Raw genomic sequence first — 21570 nt, forward strand, 5'->3', positions numbered from 1 at the left:
GGGACACAGGCCCGACCCCCGCTGTCTTTACCGCTTACTCTCTTCCAGCAGCTTCAGCAGCAGCCGCTCATTCTCTCTGGCCTCTTGTGCCAGCTCCCCGGATCGTATCTTCAGCCGGTACAATACCCCGTCGTAGTCGGCCAGCATCTGGTCCGCCCGGCGGATGGCCTCTCCTCCGTCAAATTGGTCTACATTTCCGGCCGCCGGCAGGTCCAGCTCCCGCAGGTAGCTGTCCACCTTGGGGTCGTAGACCAGTCCCATGGAGGGTACCGCCATCCGGGCGGCGAAGATCAGGGTGTGCAGGCGCATGGCCAGACAGAGCTTCGCCTTCCCCAGCACCCCCATCAGCTCCCGTGGGGTACAGGGAGCATCCAGCACATAGGAGGGAGTGCTCATCCGCTCTCTCACCTGCCGGGTGGCCTCCCGGTCCTTATCGGGCTGCATGAGCAAAAAGAGCATCTCCAGACCATGGGCCTGGTACAGGTGGTCGCACAGCCGGGCCAGCTCCCTGGGGAACTCTCCCGTACCGGGCCAGCCACGGACGGACACCGCCACAAAAGGCCTGCCGTTTGGAATGCCGGTGCCGGACAGAAGCTGGGCGCACCGCGCCTCCCCCGCAGGAGCCAGGTGGAACACCGGGTCGGCGGTAACTCTGATATCGTCCCGCGTCACGCCCATGTCCCGCAACTCCCTGGCGGAGCTGTGGTCTCTTAGGGTGACCAGGGCGGCCCGCTCCACCACCCGCTTCACCCTCCGGCGGTTGGCCGGCTTATGGACCGGACCGATACCGTTGGCGTACAGCATCACCGGCTTGCCCAGCAGCTCGGCGCAGCGGATGACAGACAGATAGTAAAACAGGGACCGGGTGGAGGTGGTGTCCTGGAGCAGACTTCCTCCCCCGGACAGCAGGGCGTCACTTCGGCGCAGGGCGGAGAATACCCGCCACATTCGAAATCTGGGAATGGCATCCAGCCCGTACTGCCGCCGGGTCAGGTCCGGGTCATTGGACAGGACGGTGACGGCCACCTCGTCGCTGGCCTCATGGATGGCCTGCTGGATGGACTCCAAAATGGCGTCGTCCCCAGCGTTGGAAAAGCCGTAGTAGCCGCTCATAACTACCCGATATTTCCGGCGGCGGACCTGCTCATACATGGTTAGACAGTCGCTGGCCATGCGGCGGACGGAATAGTGGTCAAAGATGACCTGGCGGCCATAGGCCCCCAACCGCTCCCGCTCCTCCCGCGTCAGGGAGAACGCCGCAGACACGTCGGCCAGCAAGGTCTCCGGTCTCGACACAGGCAGGCCTCGGCAGCAGAAGTTGCCCGCCTGTGCCTCGGTCAGCTTGTCCGGGCCAAACAGGCCGTGATAACCCTCGTTGCCCGCCACGATGACAGGCTTGGCGGCGGACATGGCCTCCAGCGCCGCCCGGGATACCCCCACAAAAAGGTCGCCGGCGGCCACGATCTCGTTGATGTCTGTCCGGGGGCCTGTCATGGTAATACAGTTGCGGCCCAGCCTTTGGTTGGTCTGATTGGCCAGCGCCTTCAGCTCGTCAAAGACGTTGCCGCCCCCGGCGATGAGCAGCTGGATGCCGGGGATAGCCCGATCCAGCTCCGGAGCGATCTGGATGAGCTGCCGGGCCACCAGAGCCCGGTCGGCATCCATCCGGCTGACATAAGAGAGGATGGGCCGGGAGGCGTCCAGCCCGAACTCCCGGATGACCCGCTCCCCCGAAACAGCGGGGGAGAACTTCTCTGTATCGATGCCGTTGATGGTCACAGAGATATGCTCCGGGGGCAGACCGTACTCCCGGATCAGGTACTCCTTGATATCCTCGGACACCGCCACGGTCCGCTGGCCCCAGTTGGTCAGATAGCGCAGGATGCCGCTGGTATCAAAGACCCAGTGGGCAGTGGTCACAAAGGGAAACCCCATCCGTTTTTGCAGGCTGCCGCACAGGAACGCCGGGATCCGGGCATGGGCATGGACCACGTCCGGCCTCTCCCTGCTAATGATGTCACGGAGAATGGTCCGGGAACGGCGCATCTCCCGAAAGCCCCGGCGGTGCATGGGCGCCTGGTAGTGGCGGATGCCGGCCGCCTCGATCTCCGGCACATAGACACCTCCATTGGATACGATGATAACATCGTGCCCCTGGTGCTTCAGCTCCTTGGACAGCTCCAGGATATGTGTCTCCGCCCCACCTATGTTCATGCCCATGGTGGCCATGAGGATCTTCATTGGTTCCCTCCTCTCCAGGTCATATTCAATCGATGGCTACCACTGTTCCGGTGAACTGGGCATAGGGCGTGTGGTAGTTGCGGGCGGAGTTGACACCAAGGTCGTACACCCGGTTGACTAGATAGCGGCCGTCGCTGATGATGCCCCTGCCCTCTACGGTAAGCAACAGGTTGACGCCGTCCTCCACGGGAGTCATCTCCATGGTGCCGTCGTCATATTCGGCCAGCTTGGCCCCCTCCATCACCTGAATGTCAGTGATCTCTCCCAGGGCACCGCCGCTGCTGTTGTCCACGTCATACAGCATGTCCTTCTCCCGGATGGCGTCGGCCACATAGCCCCGGACCCCGCTGACCAGGATCTGGTAGGTAAAGGGGGTGTCCGAGGTGGTGGTGCTGGTGATCTCACGGTGATTCGTCTTTACATACAGGGCCACAGCCATCACGATAACGACAGCCAGGACCAGCACGTCGATAATACTGATCTTGCCGAACAGCCGGCCCTCCCGGTCAATGAGCTTCATTCCTGTCCCTCCCGTTCAATGGAGATAATGGGGCCGCTGGCCATATAGCCCTCGCCCCGGATATAGGCGGTGGACCCCACCAGCAGTTGGAAATTGCTGCCCAGGATGACCGCCTCCTCGCTGACTGTACAGGGGGCCTCTACCGTTACAAGGATATCCTCATAGCCCGGCACGGCGGCCAGTACATAGCTGTGGCTCTCCTGGTCCAGAAGCTGTGTCTGGGCGGGGACCGCCTGGGTGGACACCACCTGGCCCAGTTCGTTGTTCTTGATGTTGTCTACCAGCTTGTCCCCCGGCTGAATGATGGAGCTGGTCCCTTCGATCCATCGCTGAAAGCGGATAGTGTACCGGACCGTAGCGGCGGCAGTTGACGACTCGTTGGAAACGGCCTGGGGCTTTACGGCCATCCACAGCAGGACCGCGGCCACCGCCAGGGCCACCACCAAAATGATGCCATCAAACAGATTGAGCCGCAGACGGAATTTGTACTTATTTTCTTCCATGAGGATCTCCTTTCAGCACGCCTTGGTAGACGTTCTCAATATTTTTGGCAAACACCTGACCGGTAAAGCTGGTTTGGAACCGCTCTCTGGCCTGACGGCCCATCTCCCGGCGCTCCTCCGGCCTATCCATCAGATGGGCCATGGCCTTGGCCATGCTCTGGCTGTCTCGGCTTGGAAATAGCAGGCCGTTCTCCCCATCGGTCACCAGCCAGGGGTTTCCCCCGTAGTCGCTGGCGATGGTGGGCAGGCCCAGGCTCATCCCCTCCAGCAGGGCCAGGCTGGTGGCCTCGGTGCCGTAGGAGGCGTTGAGCTGCACGTCCAGGATATTCAATAGGGCGGCCACGTCGGCGCGGAAGCCCAGCATCTGGACCACGTCTTCTACGCCCATCTCCACCACAGCCCGGGCCACATCTTCCTCAAAGGAGCCAGTACCGGCGATGAGGACCCGGAAGCCGCTGCGCCCTTGCTCCTTTAACAGCTTTGCGGCGTGAACCAAATACAGGTGGCCCTTATAGTCCTCGATCCGGGCCAGGATGCCAAATACCACCGTGTCCGGAGGGATGGAAAGCGCCTGCCGGAGCTTGGCGCGGTCCTCTGGCCCGGTCTCCTCCACTGGGGCCACACCGTTCATCACCACGGTGATCTTTTGGGGGGAAATCCCCCCCTCGGTCAGGTTGTCCCGGGTAGCCGGGCTGACGGCGATGATATGGTCGGCAAAGTGCTCGTTGACCAGCTTGTTGACCCAACGGCCGGGCGGATACTTTATCTTGGCCGGGACCGGGAAGGCAGAGTGCCGGCTGTACACCACAGGTACATGGAGGCCCTTGGCGGCGATGCGGCCCGACAGGGCCCCATGGGTGTGGACCAGATCGGGCTTGATCCGCCTGATCAGCTCTTTGAGCACTTTCACATCGTCCCTGTGGTAAGAGCGGTCCGCCATGCCGTCCACCTCGTAGACCTGGGCGCCCGCCTGTTCCAAGGGCCCCTTTAACATGCTTCCCCTGGGGATGGCCACCATCGTTTCATATTGGGAGCGGTCGGCATAGCTCAAATAGTTCAGGATGACCCGGCCCGCCCCGCCGATATTGGTATCACTGATGATGTTCAGCACCCGGATCATACCAGCAGCCTCCCCTCCGGGAGCTGCCCCCGCCGGGCAGCCAGGCCGCCCAGGGCCAGATAAGCCCAAAACAGGAACATGACTCGGTAGTTATAGAAGGAGTAATCCGTCATGGCCTGGACCATAAAGCCGCATACTCCGGCCGTAATGCCGATTTGAAGAACCCGGCTGGTCCAGTTCTTTTCCTTGCCGATGGCAGAGCACATATCCCGGAAGAAGTTGAACAGCAGCAGAAGAAAGACCACCAGGGCACAGATACCCGCGTCGCACACCATCTGGAGGAATAGGTTATGGGAGTGGGGGGCCACAATGGTGTTATAGCTGTAAGCGGGATAGACCATGTTGAAGGCCCCGTCCCCCGGCCCAATACCACACAGCCAGTAATCCTTCAGCATGGCCAGTACACCTATCCAGATATACACCCGGTAGGAGGTGGAGTTATCAGTGAGGTTTCCGATACTGGTAAACCGGGAGATCACCGTATCCGGCAGGACGAAATAGAGGGCTACCATGACAAAGGGGGCCAGCAGGAGCAGTCTGGGATTGAGGAGCAGGACAAAGACCAGCCCCGCGAACAGGAGCCCCAGCCAGGCCCCTCTGGAGAAGGTGAGGATCATGCAAACGCACATGACAGAGCAGCAGGCGAGGTAAAAGACCCGGTTCAGCCAGTCCTTGGCCCCCAGCAGCTTGGCTCCCCCCAGCGGGATAAGCAGGATCAGGTACTGCCCCAGCATATTGGGATTCTCCAAGGTGGAGGGCACCCGGAACTGAATGCTGGAGAACATATCGCTGTCCACCCAGGCGGCGGACTGGTAGCCCCAGCGGAAGATATACTGGAGGATGCCGTAAGCGGACACGATGGCCCCAGCCAGCACCATCAGGGCTACCAGCGTGTCCAGCTGGTTTCGGTTGGTCACCCCGTTGTACAGCACGATAGAGAACAGAATGAAGGCCACCGACAGCAGGCCGGGCTGAAGGCTGCTCTCAAGGTCCACCGAGAAAAGAGTGCCCGCCAGATAAACGCCGGCGTAGAGGATGATATACTTGTTGACTGGGGACCAGGCCAACTGACGATCCCTGTCCCGGACCAAATTGAGCAGCAGAGAGGCATAGCCGATGGCCGCCAGCCCCATGGTTATCAGAGAGGGGCGGGACACGGCCAGCATCGGGGCCAGCACCACCGGGATCGCGCACCACAGCCAGGTTCTGGTAAAGATGCTCCCGGCAAAGAGCTTTTCCAGCCTCAGCTTATCGTAGAGCCAGCACAGGCCCCTCCGCACCAGGGACCAGAGCTTAAAAAAGACGCTCCGCTCGGACGAGGCTCTATTCCACCCCGCCGGGTGGAGGAACCACTGGACCAGTCCGCTCCGCTCCCATTGGCGGCTAAACCACAGGCATACCGCCGTCAGCCACCGCCAGACCAGGCTGGCGGACAACACTTGCTTCATCTGTTCCATCCCTTATCCTCTCTTTAATAGACGTTTGATCAGGGCCGCCGTCATGGCGGCCTCCTCCATGCCCATGGACAGGGTAACGCCGAAATAGACGGCCACGCCGCCTCCGGCGCACAGGGCCAGGGAGAGCAGCTCCCCCATCTTTCCGGCAGGCAGGACCGATCCAAGCCATCCCAAAAGCAGCCAAGCGGTCAGCCCCGTAACCGCGGCGGCAGCCAGCATTTTGAAGAAGTCCAGGCACAGGGCCCGGTCCAGGAATCCCTGACCTTCCCGCTCCATGGGAACGATCAGCAGCAGTGCGTACACCGTGGAGGAGACCGCGGAGGCGATGGCCAGCCCCCGGACCTCCAGCGGGCCGACCAGGGCCATGCACAGCAGGAGATTCACCCCGATGGACAGGGCGCCCGCTACCAGGGGCCCTCTCCCCTGCTGCCGAGCGAAGTAGGCCCGGCTTAGAATATTCTGAAGCGCATAGCCCGCCATGCCCAGGGATATCCAGGACAGGGCGCTGGCGGTGACTTCCACTGCCCGCTGCCCAAACTCCCCCCCTCCGTAGAGGAAGGACACCAGGGGTCTGGCTACCGCCATCAGCCCCGCGGCCATGGGCAGTACGAAAAACAAACTGCTGTGGACGGTCTGGCGGAGGGTATCCCGGAAATCCCCCTGCTGTCCGCCGGCGGTGAGCCGGGACAGCTTAGGGAAGATCACATTGGTGATCGACAGGATAAAGGTACCGGCAATAACCAGATACAGGTTGGTGGAATACTCCATAGCGGACACACCCGCCCCCCCGTATAGCCGGGAACCGAATCGGGAATTGATGACCAGATTGATGGGCTGGACCCAGGTGGACACCATCACCGGCCCCATCAGCGCAAACACCTTTTTCATCCCCGGAGACCGGAAGTCCAATCCCGGCCGATACTGGTAGCCCAGCCGCCTAAGCGGCGGGACCTGGATCACCCCCTGGAGGAACCAGCCCAACAGATAGGCCAGCGCCAGACCATAGATGCCCATAGACTGGTCCAGAAACAGAAAGTAGGCGATAATAACCAGGTTGGATAGGGCGGACATGAGGGCGGGGGCGGTGAAGTGGTCCTGGGCCTGGAGCACTCCGACCAAGGAGAAGGCCACGCCGGAAAACAGAACCGTGGGAAACATGGTCCTAGTCAAAGAAATTGCCAAGGCCGTAGTCTGTGGGTCCTCATAGTCGGCAAAGAGGGCCACCAACGGCTGGGGAAAGGCCATCCCCGCCAAGGTAAGAACGCCGGTGAGCAGGGCGATGATGGTAATAAAGCAACCCGCGAAGCGGTAGGCCTCCTTCTTTCCCTTCTGTTCCAGATACTCGCTGAACACCGGGATAAAGCAAGCGGCGATAGCCGAGGCGAATACCGCGTCAAAGAATACCCGTGGGATGCGGCTGGCAGTATAGAAGGCGTTGGCCTCCATACCCATACCGTAATGCACGGCCAGCAGGTGGTCCCGGTACAGTCCCATCACTTTTCCCAGCAGAGTGATGGCCATGACGGCGCTGATCGTCCTTGTGGCGCTGTGCCGATCCTCCAAGGCTTCTTCCTCCGTTCCCTGCGCAATATTAGTACAACTGATTTATTGTACACCAAGAATATCCCTTTTTCAACCATCTGATCCTGAACGATTTGTAAACATCTCCTTTCCCGCAACTTTCTTTCTTTTTCCATTGAATCCGATTTTTGTGTCTGCTATAATAGGCCATATTCAATCGGTTTACATATTACAAAGGAGTACCCATGAAAAAACATACCGTCAGATCCCTATCCCGCCGGGCGGCCGCCCTGGTCCTAGCCCTGGCGCTGGCCCTCCCCACCGTCTATGCCCACGCTGGGGAACAGAAGCTGCAGACCTCCATCGACCTGGTGGATGGTCTGACTTACCGCAACACCATCACCGACAACAGCGAGCGCCGGGTGGAGAGCTTTTCCCTGGAGCTGGAGAAGGACAGCGACGCCTACCCCATCCTGCTTCAGGCTGCCGGCACCGTTTACGGCGCCGCTACCATCAACCGAGCTGTCACCTATGCCCAGGAGCTGGGTTACCATGTACTAGGCGCGGTAAACACCGACTTCTTCTCCACCGCCTCCGGCGTGCCCATCGGCATCGTTATCGAGGACGGTGTCTACAAGTCCAGCCCGGAGCACGAGGACGCCATGATCATCACCGATGGTCAAGTCTCCCTGGTAGATGGGCCGTCGGTATCCCTCACTCTGGTCAACCAGCGGGACAACAGCACGGTGAAGCCCTCCCACCTGAACAAATGGCGCAGCGAGTCAGGGGGCATCTACCTGCTCAACCAGGACTTCTCCGCTGTGTCCACCCGTACCTCCACCCCTGGCTGGTATGTACGGATGGCTCTGATGGAGGAGGACGAGCCCCTCACGGTCAATAGCACCCTGGAGCTGGAGGTGACGGAGCTGCTCCAGTCTGACCAGCCCCTCGCCATTGGCGATGGGGAGTACATCCTTACCGCCGCCGATGCCTCCGGCTATCTGTCCGTCTTTCAGTCCTTCCAGGTGGGCGACCGAATCACCCTGACCACCTCCTGCGAGGATGAGGCCCTATCTCATGCCCAGTGGGCCGGAGGTGTGGGGGACATTATGGTGTGGGACGGCCAGCTTACTGACTCATCCCAGTGGACCTATGCCAAGGACGGCCGTCAGCCCAGGACCGCCCTGGGCATGAAGGAGGACGGCACTCTGCTGGTCTACGCCGTGGATGGCCGCCAGTCCGGCTACTCCTCCGGCCTGTCCCAGAAGGATCTGGCGGAGGAGATGATCCGGCGGGGCTGCGTCTGGGCCGTCAATCTGGATGGGGGCGGCTCCACCGCCATCTCCCTCTGGCTGCCGGGACAGACGGGGCCCGCTGTTCTCAACCTGCCCTCTGACGGCAAGCCCCGAAGCTGCGCAACCTATCTGCTGCTGGTCACAGACCAGGAGGGGGACGGCCGGCCAGACCGGCTGGCCCTGACGCAAAACGGCCTCACCCTTCTGACGGGCACCTCCCTCACCCTGCCGGATGCCGCTGTGCTGGACGAAGGGCTGAACCTTCTGGACCGAGAGCTCCGTGACCTGACCATCACCTCCAGGGAGGACCTGGGCGAAGTGGAGGACGGGGTATACACCGCCGGCGACAGGGCCGGCACCGACACCCTCCGTCTGCGCTCCAGGGACCTGGATGTAGAGGGAGAGGCCCAGATCCATGTGGTGGACCACCTGACTGAACTGGTCATTTCCAAGGAGGGCAGCGCCTCTCCCATCACTTCTCTGTCTGTTGAGCCTGGAGAACAGGTCCAACTGGCCGTCACCGGCAGTTACTGGGGCCGCACCGCCCTCCGGGACTGGACCGCCGTCACCTGGACCACAGAGGGGGACGTGGGGACCGTGGATGAGAACGGTCTGTTCACCGCCTCCAAGACTGGGGGCACCGGCTCCATCACCGCCTCTGCTGGCGGAAAGACCCAGACCATCGCAATTTCCATGACCAATGTCCATACCGATGTGACGGAGGACCACTGGGCCTATACCGCCGTGGATTACTGCTACACCCACGGCATCGTGGGCGGCATCTCCGCTACTGAGTTTGGCCGTGACCTCCAGATCCGCCGAGGCGATTTCATGCTGATGCTGTACAATGCCATGGGCAAGCCTGCCGTCACCCAGGACTGCACCTTCACCGATGTAGCTCCCACTGATTACTACTATACCGCCCTGTCCTGGGGCCAGAGCGTAGGCCTAGCCTCCGGCACCGGGGACGGCGCCTATTCTCCAGGCGCCCCCATTACCCGGGAGCAGGCTTTTACCATCTTGCGCCAGGTCCTTCCTCTGCTGGGCAAGGACTGCCCAGACGCCAGCTTGTCTGTTCTGGACCAGTTCGCCGACCGTGACCGGATCGCCGACTACGCCAAGGGACATACCGCCACTCTGGTCGCCCAGGGCGTGATCAGCGGCAAGGGCGACGGCATCGATCCCCAAGGCTATCTGACCCGTGCCGAGATGGCCGCCCTACTCTATAAGGCCCTCACCTATACCCCCATTCAGGATGTGCCCACCGGCCCGGAGGAGCCGGTAGATCCCGTGGAGCCTGAGGAGCCGGTGGACCCAGAGGGCCCCGTCGATCCTGAGGAGCCCATAGAGCCCCAGCTCCCCGACACCAGCCAGTATACGCTGACCCTGGACCACAACGAGGTCACTCTAAAGTCCGGTGAGAGCGTCCCGCTCACTGCCTCCCTCGCCCCGGCCTGGGAGGGAGCGGAGATCTCCTGGACCAGCAGCGATCCCTCCGCCGCTCCTGTCTCCTCCAAAGGCGCGGTGACCAATCTTTACGCTGGGACAGGCACCGCCTCTGTCACCATCACGGCCAGCTGGAACGGCCTGTCCGCCAGCTGTACCGTTCTCTGCCAGCAGGCCGCCCAGACCGGCACGGTCACTGACGCGGAGCTGGGTCTTAACGTCCGCTCTGGCCCAGGCTCCGACCGGCCCGTCATCGGCGGGCTGGACAACGGGACCTGTGTGGTAATTCTGGGCCAGGAGGCCGGGTGGTATCAGGTCCTCTATCTCAACCGGGCCGGACAGGCCGCCATCGGCTATGTGTCCGCTGACTACTTGACTGTGAATTGACGGGCCCTCCAAACAGCAGAAAGCCAGCCATGGAGCAAACCTCCATGGCTGGCTTTTTCTTATCGTTTCGTCCTTAGACCATCAGAGAGCAGACCATCTGGGCATACTCCGCCGGGTCCTCCAGAGGCAGGCCCGCCATCAGCAGGGACTGGCCGTAGAGCAGCTTGGCATACTTGGCCACAGTATCCTTATCTCCAGCGTCCACCGCCTTCTTGATGGCGGCGAAGGGGGCGGCATCGGGGTTGAGCTCCAGCACCCGGTCGGCCTTGGGGTGGTCGCTCCCCTCCAGCTTGCTCATATACTTTTCCATCTCCAAAGAAACAGGGCCGTCGGCTGACAGACAGCAGGCGCCAGACTTCAAGATAGAGGAGACGCGGACGTTCTTCACCTGGTCGCCCAGGGCCTCCTTCACCGCCTCCAGCACATCCTTACCCGCTTCGGCCTTCTCTTCGGCCGCCTTCTTCTCCTCCTCCGTCTGGGGGAGGGCGTCCTCATCGCTGACAGATTTGAACTGCTTGCCGTTCACCTCACCCAGGGCCTTCATGACAAAGTCATCCACGTCCTCGGTGCAGTACAGGATCTCATAACCCTTGTCCAGGATGCGCTCCACCTGGGGCAGCTTGGCGATCTTGTCCACGCTCTCGCCGCAGGCGTAGTAGTAGTAAGGCTGGTCCTCAGGCATGCGGTCCTGATAGGCGGCCAGGGTGGTGTTCTTCCCCTCCTTGGAGGACCAGAACAGCAGCAGATCCTGAAGCATCTCCTTGTGAGCGCCGTATTCCGCCACCACTCCGTATTTTAGCTGGGCGCCGAAGGCGGCCCAGAACTTCTCATACTTCTCCCGGTCTTCCTTCTGCATCTTCAGCAGCTCGGACTTGATCTTTTTCTCCAGGGCGGTGGCGATAACCTTTAGCTGACGGGTGTGCTGCAGCACCTCCCGGCTGATGTTCAGGGAAAAATCGGCGGAGTCCACTACGCCCCGCACGAAGCGGAAGTGGTCGGGCAGCAGGTCGGCGCACTTGTCCATGATGAGCACGCCGGAGGAATAGAGCTGGAGCCCCTTCTGATACTCCCTTGTATAGAAGTCGTAGGGCGTCTGGGCGGGGATATAGAGCATGGCCTTATAGGTCACAGCCCCCTCAGCACTGGTGTGGATAACGGCCAGGGGGTCCTGCCAATCTCCGAATTTTTCCTTATAGAAGGCGTTGTACTCCTCCGGCTTCACCTTGGACTTCTGCCGCTGCCACAGGGGGACCATGGAGTTGAGAGTCTTCCACTCCTTGACGGTCTCCCATTCCGGTTTGTAGTCCTCGGGGGCGTCAGCGGGCTTGTCCTTCCTCCTATAGTCCTCTACCTCCATGACAATGGGATAGCGGATATAATCGGAGTATTTCTTGATAAGCTCCTGTAATTTATAAGTCTCCAAATACTGATCGTAGTTCTCATCCTCGCCGCTGGCCTTGATATGCATGATGATATCTGTACCGGGGGCGTCCTTCTCGCACTGGGTCACAGTATAGCCGTCGGCCCCGTCAGACTGCCACATCCAGGCCTCCTCGCTCCCCCAGGCACGGGAGATAACGGTGACCTGGTCGGCCACCATGAAGGCAGAGTAAAAGCCCACGCCGAACTGGCCGATAACGTCGATCTTGTCCGCGGCCTTGTCGTCTTCGGCCAGTCCGGCCTTGAACTGGCCGGAGCCGCTGCGGGCGATGGTGCCCAGGTTGGATTCCAAATCCTCCTTGGACATCCCGATGCCGTTGTCCGAAATGGTCAGGGTGCGCATCTGCTTGTCCGGGACGATGGTAATCTTCAGGTCCTTCCGCTTTACTTCTACTGTGTCGTCAGTCAGCGATTTGTAAGCCAGCTTGTCCTCGGCGTCGCTGGCGTTGGAGATCAGCTCCCGGAGAAAGATCTCCTTATGGGTATAGATGGAGTTGACCATCAGGTCCAGCAGCCGCTTGGATTCGGCCTTAAACTGCTTCTTTGCCATGATTTTCTGCCTCCGTATATGAAAAATTTTTTGAAAACAAAATGGTTAGCACTCGTTATATCAGAGTGCTAACCATATGATAGCGCAGTCAGGCGGAAAATGCAATAGGGTTCAAAAATTATTTACAATTCTCAGCCGGCGGGCTCTTGGGCCTCTCCGCCCCGGTCCCCCAGGGAGAACCAGGTACGGAACACACAGGTACCGCTCTCCGGCTCATAATAGGCCGTATAGTTCCGGCAGCGCAGCTCCAGCAGGGGACCGGACAGGGAGAGCCAGCTGTCCTCCTCCCCCTCCAGGGTGCAGGACAGCTCTCCTTTCCAGTCGTAGATGTTCCACTGTCTGCCCTGGTCTTTCCGCACCGCCAGCCAGCTGGCCTCATCCCCCTGGAGGGCCTCTACCTGGCCGTCCTGGGCGGGCAGGACCTCCTGTCCGTTCAGCAGGGACACAGCGCACCGGTCCCCCTGGGTATCGTTGAAGATCACCCGGTCCCCGCCGGTCACATAGGGAAATTCCTCCTCCGGCAGGGGGGAGGGGAAGGTAAAGCTGTCCGTCCCATAGGTGAGAGTGACCTGGCCCTGGCCGTCTGTTTTGCTGTCCCACCAGAGAGTGTCCTGATATCGCTTCTGTATCCTATCATACCAATCCTGAGCAGCCAGAGCGGTCACTTCTCCCGTTTCCGGGTCCAAAAAAAGGGCTTTATCCCAGTTCTCTCCCCAGCAGCCCAGGAAAAATCCGCCATCGTACCACTGGGCGGTTTCATATGCATCGCCGGTAAACCAGGGGAAGCTCTCCGGGCGGGCGATGCCAAGCTGGTCCCATGACCAGGAGGCCTTCTCTGTTCCATCCTCCTGACGCAGCAGATAGAGCTTGTGCCCATCCCCCGCGAAAATACCCACCGGAGTTCCCTTAACACCCCAGTACCTAAATTCAGTGACCCAGCTCCCGTCCTGCGCTGCCAGGGCGATAAGGGCGCCGTTACCGGGGCTGCCCCGCTCCGGGTCCCCCTTCTCCAGCTCCCACACTGGAAGGGTCTGGCTGTCCTCGGCGTCATCTGTATAATACAGCCGGCTAATCTCGCTACACACCGGGTCCATGACCACCTTGCCGCCAGTGGTCATCAGCCCTATCAGCGTTTCCGGCCAGTTGTCCGCCTGCCAGGAGAAGTAGCCCGCCGCCCCCTCGAAGGGGACGAGCTGACCATACTCCTGGCTGGGGCGAAGCTGCTCCACACGCTCCTGATACCAGCGGCCGCCAATATCAGGCAGAGGCTTTTCCTGCTCATCCAGCTTTGACCAGTCCACCTCTACCGGGATAAGGGGCTCCCCAGCGTCAGAGGCGGGGACATAGCCCAGCTCCTCCGCCAGCCGCCGGCCATCTGGCCCCAGCAGCCAGTCATACAGTATATGGGTGGGGTCGTCCTGGGGCCGGTCCTTGGCCATGGCCACATAGTAGGGGTTTAAAAATGGGTACTCCCCAGCCTGAATGGCCTCGGCCGAGGGGGACACCCCGTCGATGGTCAGCACCTTCAGCCCCTTGGCCATCTCCATATCATTGGCGTAGTAGTACACGGTGTAGCCGATGGCGGAGGGTGAGTTGTCATATTCCCGCACCGCCTCCAGAAGCCCCATCATGGAGTCGGGCACCCAGGCTTCCGGGGCATCCATCATCTCCAGACCGTCCATAACCAGCTTCTCCATCAGAGTCTGGCTCCCAGCCTCGCTGTTGCGCTGGAAGGGGATAATGTCCAGGTCCTCTCCTCCCACCTCCTTCCAGTTGGTGATCTGGCCGGTGTATATCTTTCTCACCTGCTCGGTAGTCAGGCTGTCCACCGGATTGTCCTCGTTGACCACAAACACCAGCGCGTCCGTGGCAAAGGGAGTCAGCAGCCACTCCCCCTCCTGTTTCAACTCCTGGGCCACCTCTGGGGCCGGCTCGGCGGCCAACAGCAAATCAGCGGCACCTGCCATCAAATTTCGGTACGACTGGGTGGTCCGGGAGAACTGGACCAGGTCGGCCACCTGCTCCCGCCCCTCCCCCAGCAGCACCGCGCACATGGCCTGGGCCATGGGCGCTGTGGAGGTGGAGCCATCCAGCCGGGGCAGGCTGTCTCTGGTGAATACAAAGGGGGCCGCCGTGCCAGGGGCGGACACATCCCCGACCGAGGTGTCGGTGCCCGGCCTTTTCGGTCCGCAGGAAACCAGCAGGGCCAGCGACAGCAGGGCGGGCAGCAGTTTTTTCCATTGTTTCATTGTAATCCTCCTTATCAAACAAGGCGTGTCCTGTTTGGAACCTCTTTTTCCAAGCCCTCGACTAAGGGAAAATGCAGGCATGATACACTATTATACCGCCTACTCCCAGAAAAACATCTCTATTTCCTTTCAAAGCGGCTACAAACCCGTTACATAGGTAACAAATCAGAACAGACACAAATTTTTTATTTTGGGCTTGACAAATCCCTCAGAATGCATTATTGTACTAATCACTTAATACAATAGTACAAGGAGGGAGCCTCTATGGAATGGAAACTCAATGACGACCGGCCCATCTGGCTCCAGCTGGCCGAGCAAATGACCCGGCGCATCATCACCGGGGTCTATCCCCCTGGGAGCAAGCTGCCCCCAGTGCGGGAGCTGGCGGCGGAGGCGGGGGTCAACCCCAACACTATGCAGCGGGCCCTGGCCCAGCTGGAGCAGGACGGTCTGGCCAAGGCGGACCGGACGGCGGGGCGGCTGGTCACCCAAGACACCGCTATACTGGATGCGGTACGGAGGGCGGAGGCCCATGAGGTCGTCAACCAATACTATCACGCCATGGCAGAGCTGGGCTACTCCCAGCAAGAGGCCACGGCGATGCTGAAGGAGGAGCATACATGAGTGAACATTTGATCGTCTGCCGGGGGCTTTCGAAAGCCTACGGTCCAAAGGTCGCCCTGTCCGGAGTGGATTTGGAAGTGGGCCGTGGCCGGATCGTTGGGCTGCTCGGCCCCAACGGGAGCGGGAAAACCACGCTGATCAAGCTGCTGTGCGGTCTGCTGCAGCCCACCACTGGCACCCTAGAGATCAATGGCCAGCATATCGGTCCCGCAACCAAGGCCCAGGTAAGCTATCTGCCCGACCGGATGTACTTTGCCGACTGGATGAAGGCCACCGACCTGTTTGACCTGTTCCGGGACTTTTACCAGGACTTCGACTATGATAAGGCCCTTGCCATGTGCCGCAGTCTAGGCGTGGAGCCGAAGGATCGGCTGAAATCCATGTCTAAGGGCACCAAGGAAAAGGTCCAGTTGGTGCTGGTCATGGCCCGGAAGGCCCAGCTCTATCTGCTGGATGAGCCCATCGCCGGGGTAGACCCAGCTGCCCGTGACTTTATCCTGCACACCATTTTGACCAACTACAACGAGGATGGCACTGTCCTGATCTCCACCCATCTGATCGCCGATATTGAGAAGGTGCTGGATGAGGTGATCTTTCTGAAAAGTGGCAGGATTATGCTCCACAGCACAGTGGACGACATCCGGGAGCGGCAGGGCAAGAGCGTGGACGCCCTGTTCCGCGAGATTTTTAAGGCCCAGCCCCTGGAAGGAGGTCTGTACTAATGTTCGGCAAACTTTTGAAATACGACTTCCGCTCCATGTGGAAAACCTTCCGCATTGTCTGGCCCGCCGCCCTCATCCTGGCTCTGGTCAACCGCTTCACTCTCTTCGGCACCACCAACCCCGGTGAAAGCGCCTTCGGCCAGTGGGTAAGCGTCATCTCCATGGGTCTGTTCATAGGCGTGTGTTTTACCTTGGTCATTCTGTCCGCCGTATTCGTCCTCACCCGGTTTTACAAGGGCCTTCTGGGAGACGAGGGCTATCTGATGCACACCCTCCCCGTCAAGTCCTGGCAGCTTGTCCTGTCCAAGCTGATCTGTGCCCTTGCCACCACCGTGGTCAACGGCATCGTGGGTTTTGCCGCAATGTTCCTGATGATGCCTCTGGACTGGGAGGAACTGTTTGACACTGAGCTGTGGCAGACCATCTTTCGCAGCCTGACCCAGCATCCCGATACCATCGTCTATTTTCTGGAGTTCCTTCTGCTGATGCTGGTCATGTGCGCCGCTATGTTCATGACTTTCTATCTGGCTATGGCCATCGGCCATCTGTTCTCTAAGCGCAGAATCTTGATGAGCGTAATCGCATTCTTCCTCCTCAACATTCTGGACAGCGTTGTCACCAGCTCTCTGCACCATATGGATGCGCTGAACTGGCTCTACGGGATGGATTTGAGCAGCCACTTGGGCTACTGGCTTGGCATCCTCCTTCTTCTCATTCCCACCGTTCTCATGTTCCTAGTCACCAGCTATATCTTGAAAAACAAGCTGAATCTGGAGTAACTTTTTACTGCTGAAAGGAGCGTTTTGTCGTGAATTCCTGGGCCATTTTTACCCTCGCCTTTGCCGCCGTAGTCATCCAGGCCTGGGTAAGGGGCAGAGGCTCCTCCAACTGGTATTTGGGCTGCATTGTTCCCCTGGTCTACGGCGGAGCCGTCGCCTGGATGTTCGTGGGCAGGGACTTCACACGCTCCCTTCAGATTATCCTATTCGGCGCCGCCATCCCCATCACCCTGCTGGTATCCGCCTGGTTGCGAAAGCGGGACGAGGAGGGAGAGGAAATCGAGGGGGAGCCCAAAGAACAGGAAAACTGACATAAAAACTTCCCGCTGCTTGGCAGCGGGAAGTTTTATTATAGTTACTGATTATAGTCATCGAAGGCGTCCAGCACCGCTTTCTCCGGGGCGGGCGTCAACAGGGATACCACCACGATGGCAATGGTAGCACAGACAAAGGCGGGCAGCAGCTCATAAATATTGAAGATGCCGCCGATGGGGGCGATGAGGAATTTCCATACAAAAATCATCACAGCGCCCACCACCAGACCGGCCATGATGCCCTGCCGGTTGCTCCGCCTCCAGAACAGGGCGCACAGCATAGCGGGGCCGAAGGTGGCGCCGAAGCCGGCCCAGGCAAAGGATACGATCTTAAACACGTTGCTGTCCGGGTCAGCGGCCAGGAAGATGGCGATGACGGCGATGACCACCACAGTGAGCCGGGCAATCAGCATGTTCTGCTTATTGGTCAGCTTGACGCCAAAGACATTCTGGACGATGTTCTCCGAAAAGGCGGAGGAGGCGGCCAGAAGCTGGCTGTCGGCTGTGGACATGGTGGCCGCCAGGATGCCGGCCAGGATACACCCGGCCACGACAGCGGGGAAGATGCCATACTTGGACAGCAGGTTAGACAACTGGACGATGACGGTCTCCGTGGCGCTGCCCTCCAGGAAGGGGATACGCCCGGCGGAGGAGACGGCGTGGCCCACAATACCAATGAACACAGCCACAGCCATGGAGATGACCACCCAGGTGGAGGCGATTCGGCGGGACAGCTTCAGCTCGTTTTCATCCCGGATCGCCATAAAACGCACCAGAATATGGGGCATCCCGAAATAGCCCAGGCCCCAGGCCATCATGGATACGATACGGAGCAGGCCGTAAGGCTCGGCCTGACCGGTGGCCTCGTTATAGGTCTGGCCAAAGCTCAGGAAGCCGGGCAGTGTCTTGGCATGGTCTATAACGGCGTCAAAACCGCCCGCCTGGACCACGCCAAAGATGACGATAATGCACAGGGCTATGGTCATGATGATGGACTGAATCAAGTCCATGGTGGCCACGGCGCTGAAGCCACCTACAGAGGTATAGCTGATAATGACGATGGCACCGATGACCACGGCCACCATATAGTCCCAGCCAAACAAGCTGTTAAACAGCTTTCCGATGGCCGCCAGGCCGGAGGCCACATAGGGGACAAAGAAAATGAGGATAACAAGAGCAGAGATGCACATGATGACGGGCTTCTTCTCCCCATACCGCTTGGAGATGAAGCTGGGAATGGTGATGGCATCCAAGCGGACGCTGTACCGGCGCAGCCGCTTCGCCACCAGAAGGAAGTTCAAATAAGTACCGAAAGCCAATCCAATCGCGGTCCAGCTGGCATCGGCTACACCAGACAAGTAGGCCAGGCCTGGGATGCCCATCAGCAGATAGCTGCTCATGTCGCTGGCCTCGGCGCTCATTGCGGTGACCAGAGGGCCAATGCCCCGGCCTCCTAAGTAGAAGCCCTCGGCACTCTTTTTGGAACGTCGGCCGATCATCACCCCGGTAAAGATGACAAAACACAGGTACGCGATGATGGTGGCCATAATACAGATCTGTTCAGTGGTCATACGCTCTCTCCTTTTGGCAGTTACGCCCTTACTACACACAGCCGCCCTTCCGGCTCCCCCCAGAAAGGCGATGTCCCCCATGGGGGCAGTATGGGTATTCTACCACAAGTCAGAACAGAATAAAATACAGAACAGAGTATAGAATAAACTCCGGAATATGCTTCCATAGAATTTCACAAAAGCTCTGGTATTGCTTTATTTATCTACTATACATTTTATGAATTAAAATTTTATACAATTCTACAAATTTTCTTCCTCCGCACGAAAGTCCCGGAAAAAACGGGGCATCATGGTCTTTCCATACTGAAGCAGGGAGTAGTCCCCACCTGACAGGCACCAGTCATAAATCAGGGCCCGCTCGCACAGGGCGTACACCCGTACCATCTCGTTCACTGTCACATCTCCCCGCAGCTCCCCGCGTTCCTGGCCCTGGAGGACGATCTGCCGCAGCAGCCTGTAATATGTACGGTTGTGGTCCAGCAGATGCTTATCCCCCCGGGTGATCAGCTGGGAGGAGTATAACCGTGCCAGCAGGTCTAGGGAGACAGAATTTTCAATCATGGCAAACAGCTCCCGGTTCAGGTACATAAGCTGGTCAAAGCGGTTTCCATCCGGGTCCAGGGTAGCCATCAGTTCCTCATACTTCTGGTCAAAGAGGTAGGACACCGTGGACAGTAAGGCGTCCTTCCCTTCAAAATAATGGTAGAAGGACCCCCGGGAGGTGCCTGACTCGGCAATGATCTCCTCCACGGTGGTGTCGTCATAGCCCTGGCGGTAAAACAGACGCCAGGCCGCTTCGATGATTCGTCCCTTGGTATTTCGGGTGTTTTTCTTGGCCATAATGGGGCTCCTTTCGAAAAAATCCAGTCGCGCAACCGCCGGTTGCGCGAATTTCCAAGGGAGATTGGTTGCCGTTTGTCCCTCGTTCCTCTATAATCATACCATAAAACAGGCCTGTATCAAACCTAAAATCAGAAGGAGCAAACCAGGATGGAGCTATCTCAAAAGATTTATGAGCTGCGCACAGGCAGTGGGCTGTCCCAGCTGGACCTGGCGGAGAAGTTGGGCGTATCCCGGCAGAGCGTCAGCAAGTGGGAAACGGGACAGGCGGTACCTGATCTGGACAAGCTGATCCGGCTGGCCGATCTGTTCGGGATCAGCGTGGACGAGCTGGTACGGGAGGGGGAACGCCCCGCTCCCCCGGAGCCACAGGTGGTTTATGTGGCGGAACAGAGAGGGTTCTCCCCTGTCCAGAAGGCGGGAGCTGCCCTGGAGGTCGTGGGCCTGCTGGGCCTAGTGCTGGGCGGTATGGGGCTCGTATCCCTGATTGGGGCGGGGCTCATGCTGCTGGGCCTGCCTCTGCTGCTTTGTAAAAAGCATCCCTGGCTGTGGATGGGGTGGACCGCGGTGGCCATCAGTCTGCTGGTATTCAACCCTCACACCTCTGTATCCCCCTGGGGGCTGTTTGGAGGAATGCGCTATCTGTATTGGATCCTCACAAATCCGGAGCTTCGTTACTACGCCAGTTATTTTGCCGCCGCTATCGGGATACTCCGGGGCTCGCTGATCCTTCTCCTGATTTTCCTGGGGATCCGTGCCCGGCGAAGGGGCTCGGGTGCAAAACCATAAATCTCTAAGCAGAGGCGGCGGCAGCCGCCTCTTTTTTCCTTTCTCCCTCAAAGAGCAGTTTACATCTCCAGGCGCCTATGTTACAATCAATTTTGTTTCAAATCGCTGATTAAGGAGGCCCAGATGTGTCCCATCACTTCTTTCCCATGATCTCCCGGATGCGGTACATTAACCGCTGGGGGCTCATGCGCAATACCCGTCTGGAAAACATCCAGGAGCACTCCCACCAGGTAGCCGTCCTGGCACATGCCCTGGCGGTGATCCAAAACCGCTACTTTGGGGGCCAGATCGATCCGGGGCAGGTGGCGGTGGCCGCTCTGTACCACGACGCCAGTGAGATCCTCACCGGCGATATGCCCACCCCCATCAAGTACGACAACCCCGACATCCAGTCCGCCTATAAGCAGGTGGAGGCGGTGGCGGAGCAGAAGCTGCTGAACATGCTTCCGGAGGACCTGCGCCCCGCCTATGACGAGGCCCTCACCATCCCCGATCCCCAGGTTCGTGCCCTGGTCAAGGCGGCGGACAAGCTGTCCGCCTACCTCAAATGTGTGGAGGAGGTCAAGGCGGGCAACAACGAGTTCAAAAAGGCCAAGGAACAGACCTACGCCGCCCTGTGCCAAAACCAGATCCCCGCTCTCCGGTACTTCATGGATCGCTTTTTAGATGGGTTTGAGTTGACCCTCGATGAACTGAGTGAAGAGTAAGGCGTTGTACATGAAGATCAAACATCTCCACTCTAATCGCTCCTCTCTCCGCGTACATAGTATCTATGAAAGGAAGTATTCGTCATGAAGGCTATCGTCACTGTCATCGGCAAGGACCGGGTGGGCATCACCGCCTCCGTCTGCTCCCTGCTGGCCCAACACAGCATCAACATTCTGGACATCTCCCAGACCGTACTCCAGGAATATTTCACCATGGTCATGCTGGTGGACACCTCCGCCTGTAGCGCCTCTATCGGTGAGATGTCCGACCTTCTGGACCAGGCCGGCCAGGGGCAGGGCCTGTCCATCCGCATCCAGCGAGAGGATATTTTTAACGCGATGCATCGGATCTAATGGCCTGCGCTGTCCTTTCCGCGCCGAACAGAGTTCGGCGGCGCGGCGCGGACGGACCGGAACGAATGTAGGACCCCTTTTCGCTCCAGGTCTGCCCTAGAGGAAATCCGCGCGAAGGCGGGGCGTGATTTTATTGAAAGG

Annotated in this window: 18 protein-coding genes; 8 read left to right on the forward strand and 10 right to left on the reverse strand. The window is 59.4% G+C overall.

The genetic code is table 11. The features are described from left to right. Window positions 1–27: 27 nt before the first annotated feature. From csaB to murJ, 6 genes are read right to left on the reverse strand one after another with little or no spacing between them, the layout of a single operon-like run. Window positions 28–2241, reverse strand: coding sequence for a polysaccharide pyruvyl transferase CsaB (csaB, locus tag MCG44_RS12235; RefSeq protein ID WP_240288496.1), 2214 nt, complete (start codon window positions 2239–2241; stop codon window positions 28–30). A 25-nt stretch (window positions 2242–2266) separates the two neighbouring features. Next, window positions 2267–2761, reverse strand: coding sequence for a DUF4330 domain-containing protein (locus MCG44_RS12240; RefSeq protein ID WP_147573139.1), 495 nt, complete (start codon window positions 2759–2761; stop codon window positions 2267–2269). Beyond that, window positions 2758–3264, reverse strand: coding sequence for a DUF4330 domain-containing protein (locus tag MCG44_RS12245; RefSeq protein ID WP_240288499.1), 507 nt, complete (start codon window positions 3262–3264; stop codon window positions 2758–2760). Before MCG44_RS12245 ends, MCG44_RS12240 begins: the two co-directional genes overlap by 4 nt. Next, window positions 3251–4384 carry a glycosyltransferase family 4 protein gene (locus MCG44_RS12250; RefSeq protein WP_240288501.1) on the reverse strand — a complete coding sequence of 378 codons (1134 nt, stop codon included), beginning with the start codon at window positions 4382–4384 and terminating at the stop codon, window positions 3251–3253. The genes MCG44_RS12245 and MCG44_RS12250 overlap by 14 nt, the downstream gene beginning before the upstream one ends. After that, the gene (locus tag MCG44_RS12255; RefSeq protein ID WP_240288503.1) at window positions 4381–5841 is read right to left on the reverse strand and encodes an O-antigen ligase family protein; all 1461 of its coding nucleotides are present in this window, start codon (window positions 5839–5841) and stop codon (window positions 4381–4383) included. The genes MCG44_RS12250 and MCG44_RS12255 overlap by 4 nt, the downstream gene beginning before the upstream one ends. Before the next feature lie 3 nt (window positions 5842–5844). Next, window positions 5845–7404, reverse strand: coding sequence for a murein biosynthesis integral membrane protein MurJ (gene murJ, locus MCG44_RS12260; RefSeq protein ID WP_186851806.1), 1560 nt, complete (start codon window positions 7402–7404; stop codon window positions 5845–5847). Between the two features lie 203 nt (window positions 7405–7607). Here murJ and MCG44_RS14960 point away from each other — a divergent pair, with 203 nt between their 5' ends. Beyond that, window positions 7608–10490: a phosphodiester glycosidase family protein gene (locus MCG44_RS14960; protein ID WP_263858400.1), complete on the forward strand. Its 2883-nt coding sequence runs from the start codon at window positions 7608–7610 to the stop codon at window positions 10488–10490. Between the two features lie 73 nt (window positions 10491–10563). Here the strand turns inward: MCG44_RS14960 and htpG are convergent, their stop codons facing one another. Together htpG and MCG44_RS12280 are read right to left on the reverse strand one after the other, a co-directional pair. Then, entirely contained in the window at window positions 10564–12480 is a 1917-nt protein-coding gene (htpG, locus tag MCG44_RS12275) for a molecular chaperone HtpG (protein WP_240288504.1), read from the reverse strand. Window positions 12481–12611: 131 nt separating this feature from the next. Further along, window positions 12612–14729 (reverse strand): PstS family phosphate ABC transporter substrate-binding protein, encoded by a 2118-nt coding sequence (locus tag MCG44_RS12280; protein ID WP_240288506.1) that lies wholly within the window; start codon window positions 14727–14729, stop codon window positions 12612–12614. A 264-nt stretch (window positions 14730–14993) separates the two neighbouring features. Between MCG44_RS12280 and MCG44_RS12285 the strand changes: the two genes are divergently transcribed. Genes MCG44_RS12285 through MCG44_RS12300 form a run of 4 tightly spaced genes read left to right on the forward strand, consistent with a single transcriptional unit; the run spans window position 14994 to window position 17165 of the window. Then, window positions 14994–15353 carry a GntR family transcriptional regulator gene (locus MCG44_RS12285; protein ID WP_240288508.1) on the forward strand — a complete coding sequence of 120 codons (360 nt, stop codon included), beginning with the start codon at window positions 14994–14996 and terminating at the stop codon, window positions 15351–15353. Then, window positions 15350–16075 (forward strand): ABC transporter ATP-binding protein, encoded by a 726-nt coding sequence (locus MCG44_RS12290; protein WP_240288510.1) that lies wholly within the window; start codon window positions 15350–15352, stop codon window positions 16073–16075. The genes MCG44_RS12285 and MCG44_RS12290 overlap by 4 nt, the downstream gene beginning before the upstream one ends. Beyond that, on the forward strand, window positions 16075–16854 hold the full coding sequence (locus MCG44_RS12295) for a hypothetical protein (protein ID WP_240288511.1): 780 nt from the start codon (window positions 16075–16077) through the stop codon (window positions 16852–16854). The genes MCG44_RS12290 and MCG44_RS12295 overlap by 1 nt, the downstream gene beginning before the upstream one ends. Before the next feature lie 29 nt (window positions 16855–16883). Further along, complete coding sequence (locus tag MCG44_RS12300; RefSeq protein ID WP_147573117.1) at window positions 16884–17165, forward strand: hypothetical protein; 282 nt, start codon at window positions 16884–16886, stop codon at window positions 17163–17165. A gap of 44 nt (window positions 17166–17209) precedes the next feature. On the opposite strand, the gene MCG44_RS12305 is transcribed toward MCG44_RS12300, so the two are convergent. Next, window positions 17210–18739, reverse strand: coding sequence for a sodium/proline symporter (locus tag MCG44_RS12305; RefSeq protein WP_147573115.1), 1530 nt, complete (start codon window positions 18737–18739; stop codon window positions 17210–17212). A gap of 240 nt (window positions 18740–18979) precedes the next feature. Further along, the gene (locus MCG44_RS12310) at window positions 18980–19579 is read right to left on the reverse strand and encodes a TetR/AcrR family transcriptional regulator (RefSeq protein ID WP_147573113.1); all 600 of its coding nucleotides are present in this window, start codon (window positions 19577–19579) and stop codon (window positions 18980–18982) included. Window positions 19580–19729: 150 nt separating this feature from the next. On the opposite strand from MCG44_RS12310, the gene MCG44_RS12315 reads away from it, so the two are divergent. From MCG44_RS12315 to MCG44_RS12325, 3 genes are all read left to right on the forward strand, one after another. Next, the gene (locus MCG44_RS12315) at window positions 19730–20368 is read left to right on the forward strand and encodes a helix-turn-helix domain-containing protein (protein ID WP_240288512.1); all 639 of its coding nucleotides are present in this window, start codon (window positions 19730–19732) and stop codon (window positions 20366–20368) included. 125 nt (window positions 20369–20493) lie between these two features. Next, window positions 20494–21075 (forward strand): 5'-deoxynucleotidase, encoded by a 582-nt coding sequence (yfbR, locus tag MCG44_RS12320; protein WP_186851797.1) that lies wholly within the window; start codon window positions 20494–20496, stop codon window positions 21073–21075. 84 nt (window positions 21076–21159) lie between these two features. Then, on the forward strand, window positions 21160–21429 hold the full coding sequence (locus MCG44_RS12325; protein WP_147573110.1) for an ACT domain-containing protein: 270 nt from the start codon (window positions 21160–21162) through the stop codon (window positions 21427–21429). Window positions 21430–21570: the final 141 nt, after the last annotated feature.

This window comes from Lawsonibacter sp. OA9 (genome assembly GCF_022440585.1).

Coding starts and splice junctions, on each gene's coding strand:
- csaB (WP_240288496.1), bottom strand. CDS start 2,241: ATGAAGATCCTCATGGCCACCATGGGCATGAACATAGGTGGGGCGGAG.
- MCG44_RS12240 (WP_147573139.1), bottom strand. CDS start 2,761: ATGAAGCTCATTGACCGGGAGGGCCGGCTGTTCGGCAAGATCAGTATT.
- MCG44_RS12245 (WP_240288499.1), bottom strand. CDS start 3,264: ATGGAAGAAAATAAGTACAAATTCCGTCTGCGGCTCAATCTGTTTGAT.
- MCG44_RS12250 (WP_240288501.1), bottom strand. CDS start 4,384: ATGATCCGGGTGCTGAACATCATCAGTGATACCAATATCGGCGGGGCG.
- MCG44_RS12255 (WP_240288503.1), bottom strand. CDS start 5,841: ATGGAACAGATGAAGCAAGTGTTGTCCGCCAGCCTGGTCTGGCGGTGG.
- MCG44_RS14960 (WP_263858400.1), top strand. CDS start 7,608: ATGAAAAAACATACCGTCAGATCCCTATCCCGCCGGGCGGCCGCCCTG.
- htpG (WP_240288504.1), bottom strand. CDS start 12,480: ATGGCAAAGAAGCAGTTTAAGGCCGAATCCAAGCGGCTGCTGGACCTG.
- MCG44_RS12280 (WP_240288506.1), bottom strand. CDS start 14,729: ATGAAACAATGGAAAAAACTGCTGCCCGCCCTGCTGTCGCTGGCCCTG.
- MCG44_RS12285 (WP_240288508.1), top strand. CDS start 14,994: ATGGAATGGAAACTCAATGACGACCGGCCCATCTGGCTCCAGCTGGCC.
- MCG44_RS12290 (WP_240288510.1), top strand. CDS start 15,350: ATGAGTGAACATTTGATCGTCTGCCGGGGGCTTTCGAAAGCCTACGGT.
- MCG44_RS12295 (WP_240288511.1), top strand. CDS start 16,075: ATGTTCGGCAAACTTTTGAAATACGACTTCCGCTCCATGTGGAAAACC.
- MCG44_RS12305 (WP_147573115.1), bottom strand. CDS start 18,739: ATGACCACTGAACAGATCTGTATTATGGCCACCATCATCGCGTACCTG.
- MCG44_RS12310 (WP_147573113.1), bottom strand. CDS start 19,579: ATGGCCAAGAAAAACACCCGAAATACCAAGGGACGAATCATCGAAGCG.
- MCG44_RS12315 (WP_240288512.1), top strand. CDS start 19,730: ATGGAGCTATCTCAAAAGATTTATGAGCTGCGCACAGGCAGTGGGCTG.
- MCG44_RS12325 (WP_147573110.1), top strand. CDS start 21,160: ATGAAGGCTATCGTCACTGTCATCGGCAAGGACCGGGTGGGCATCACC.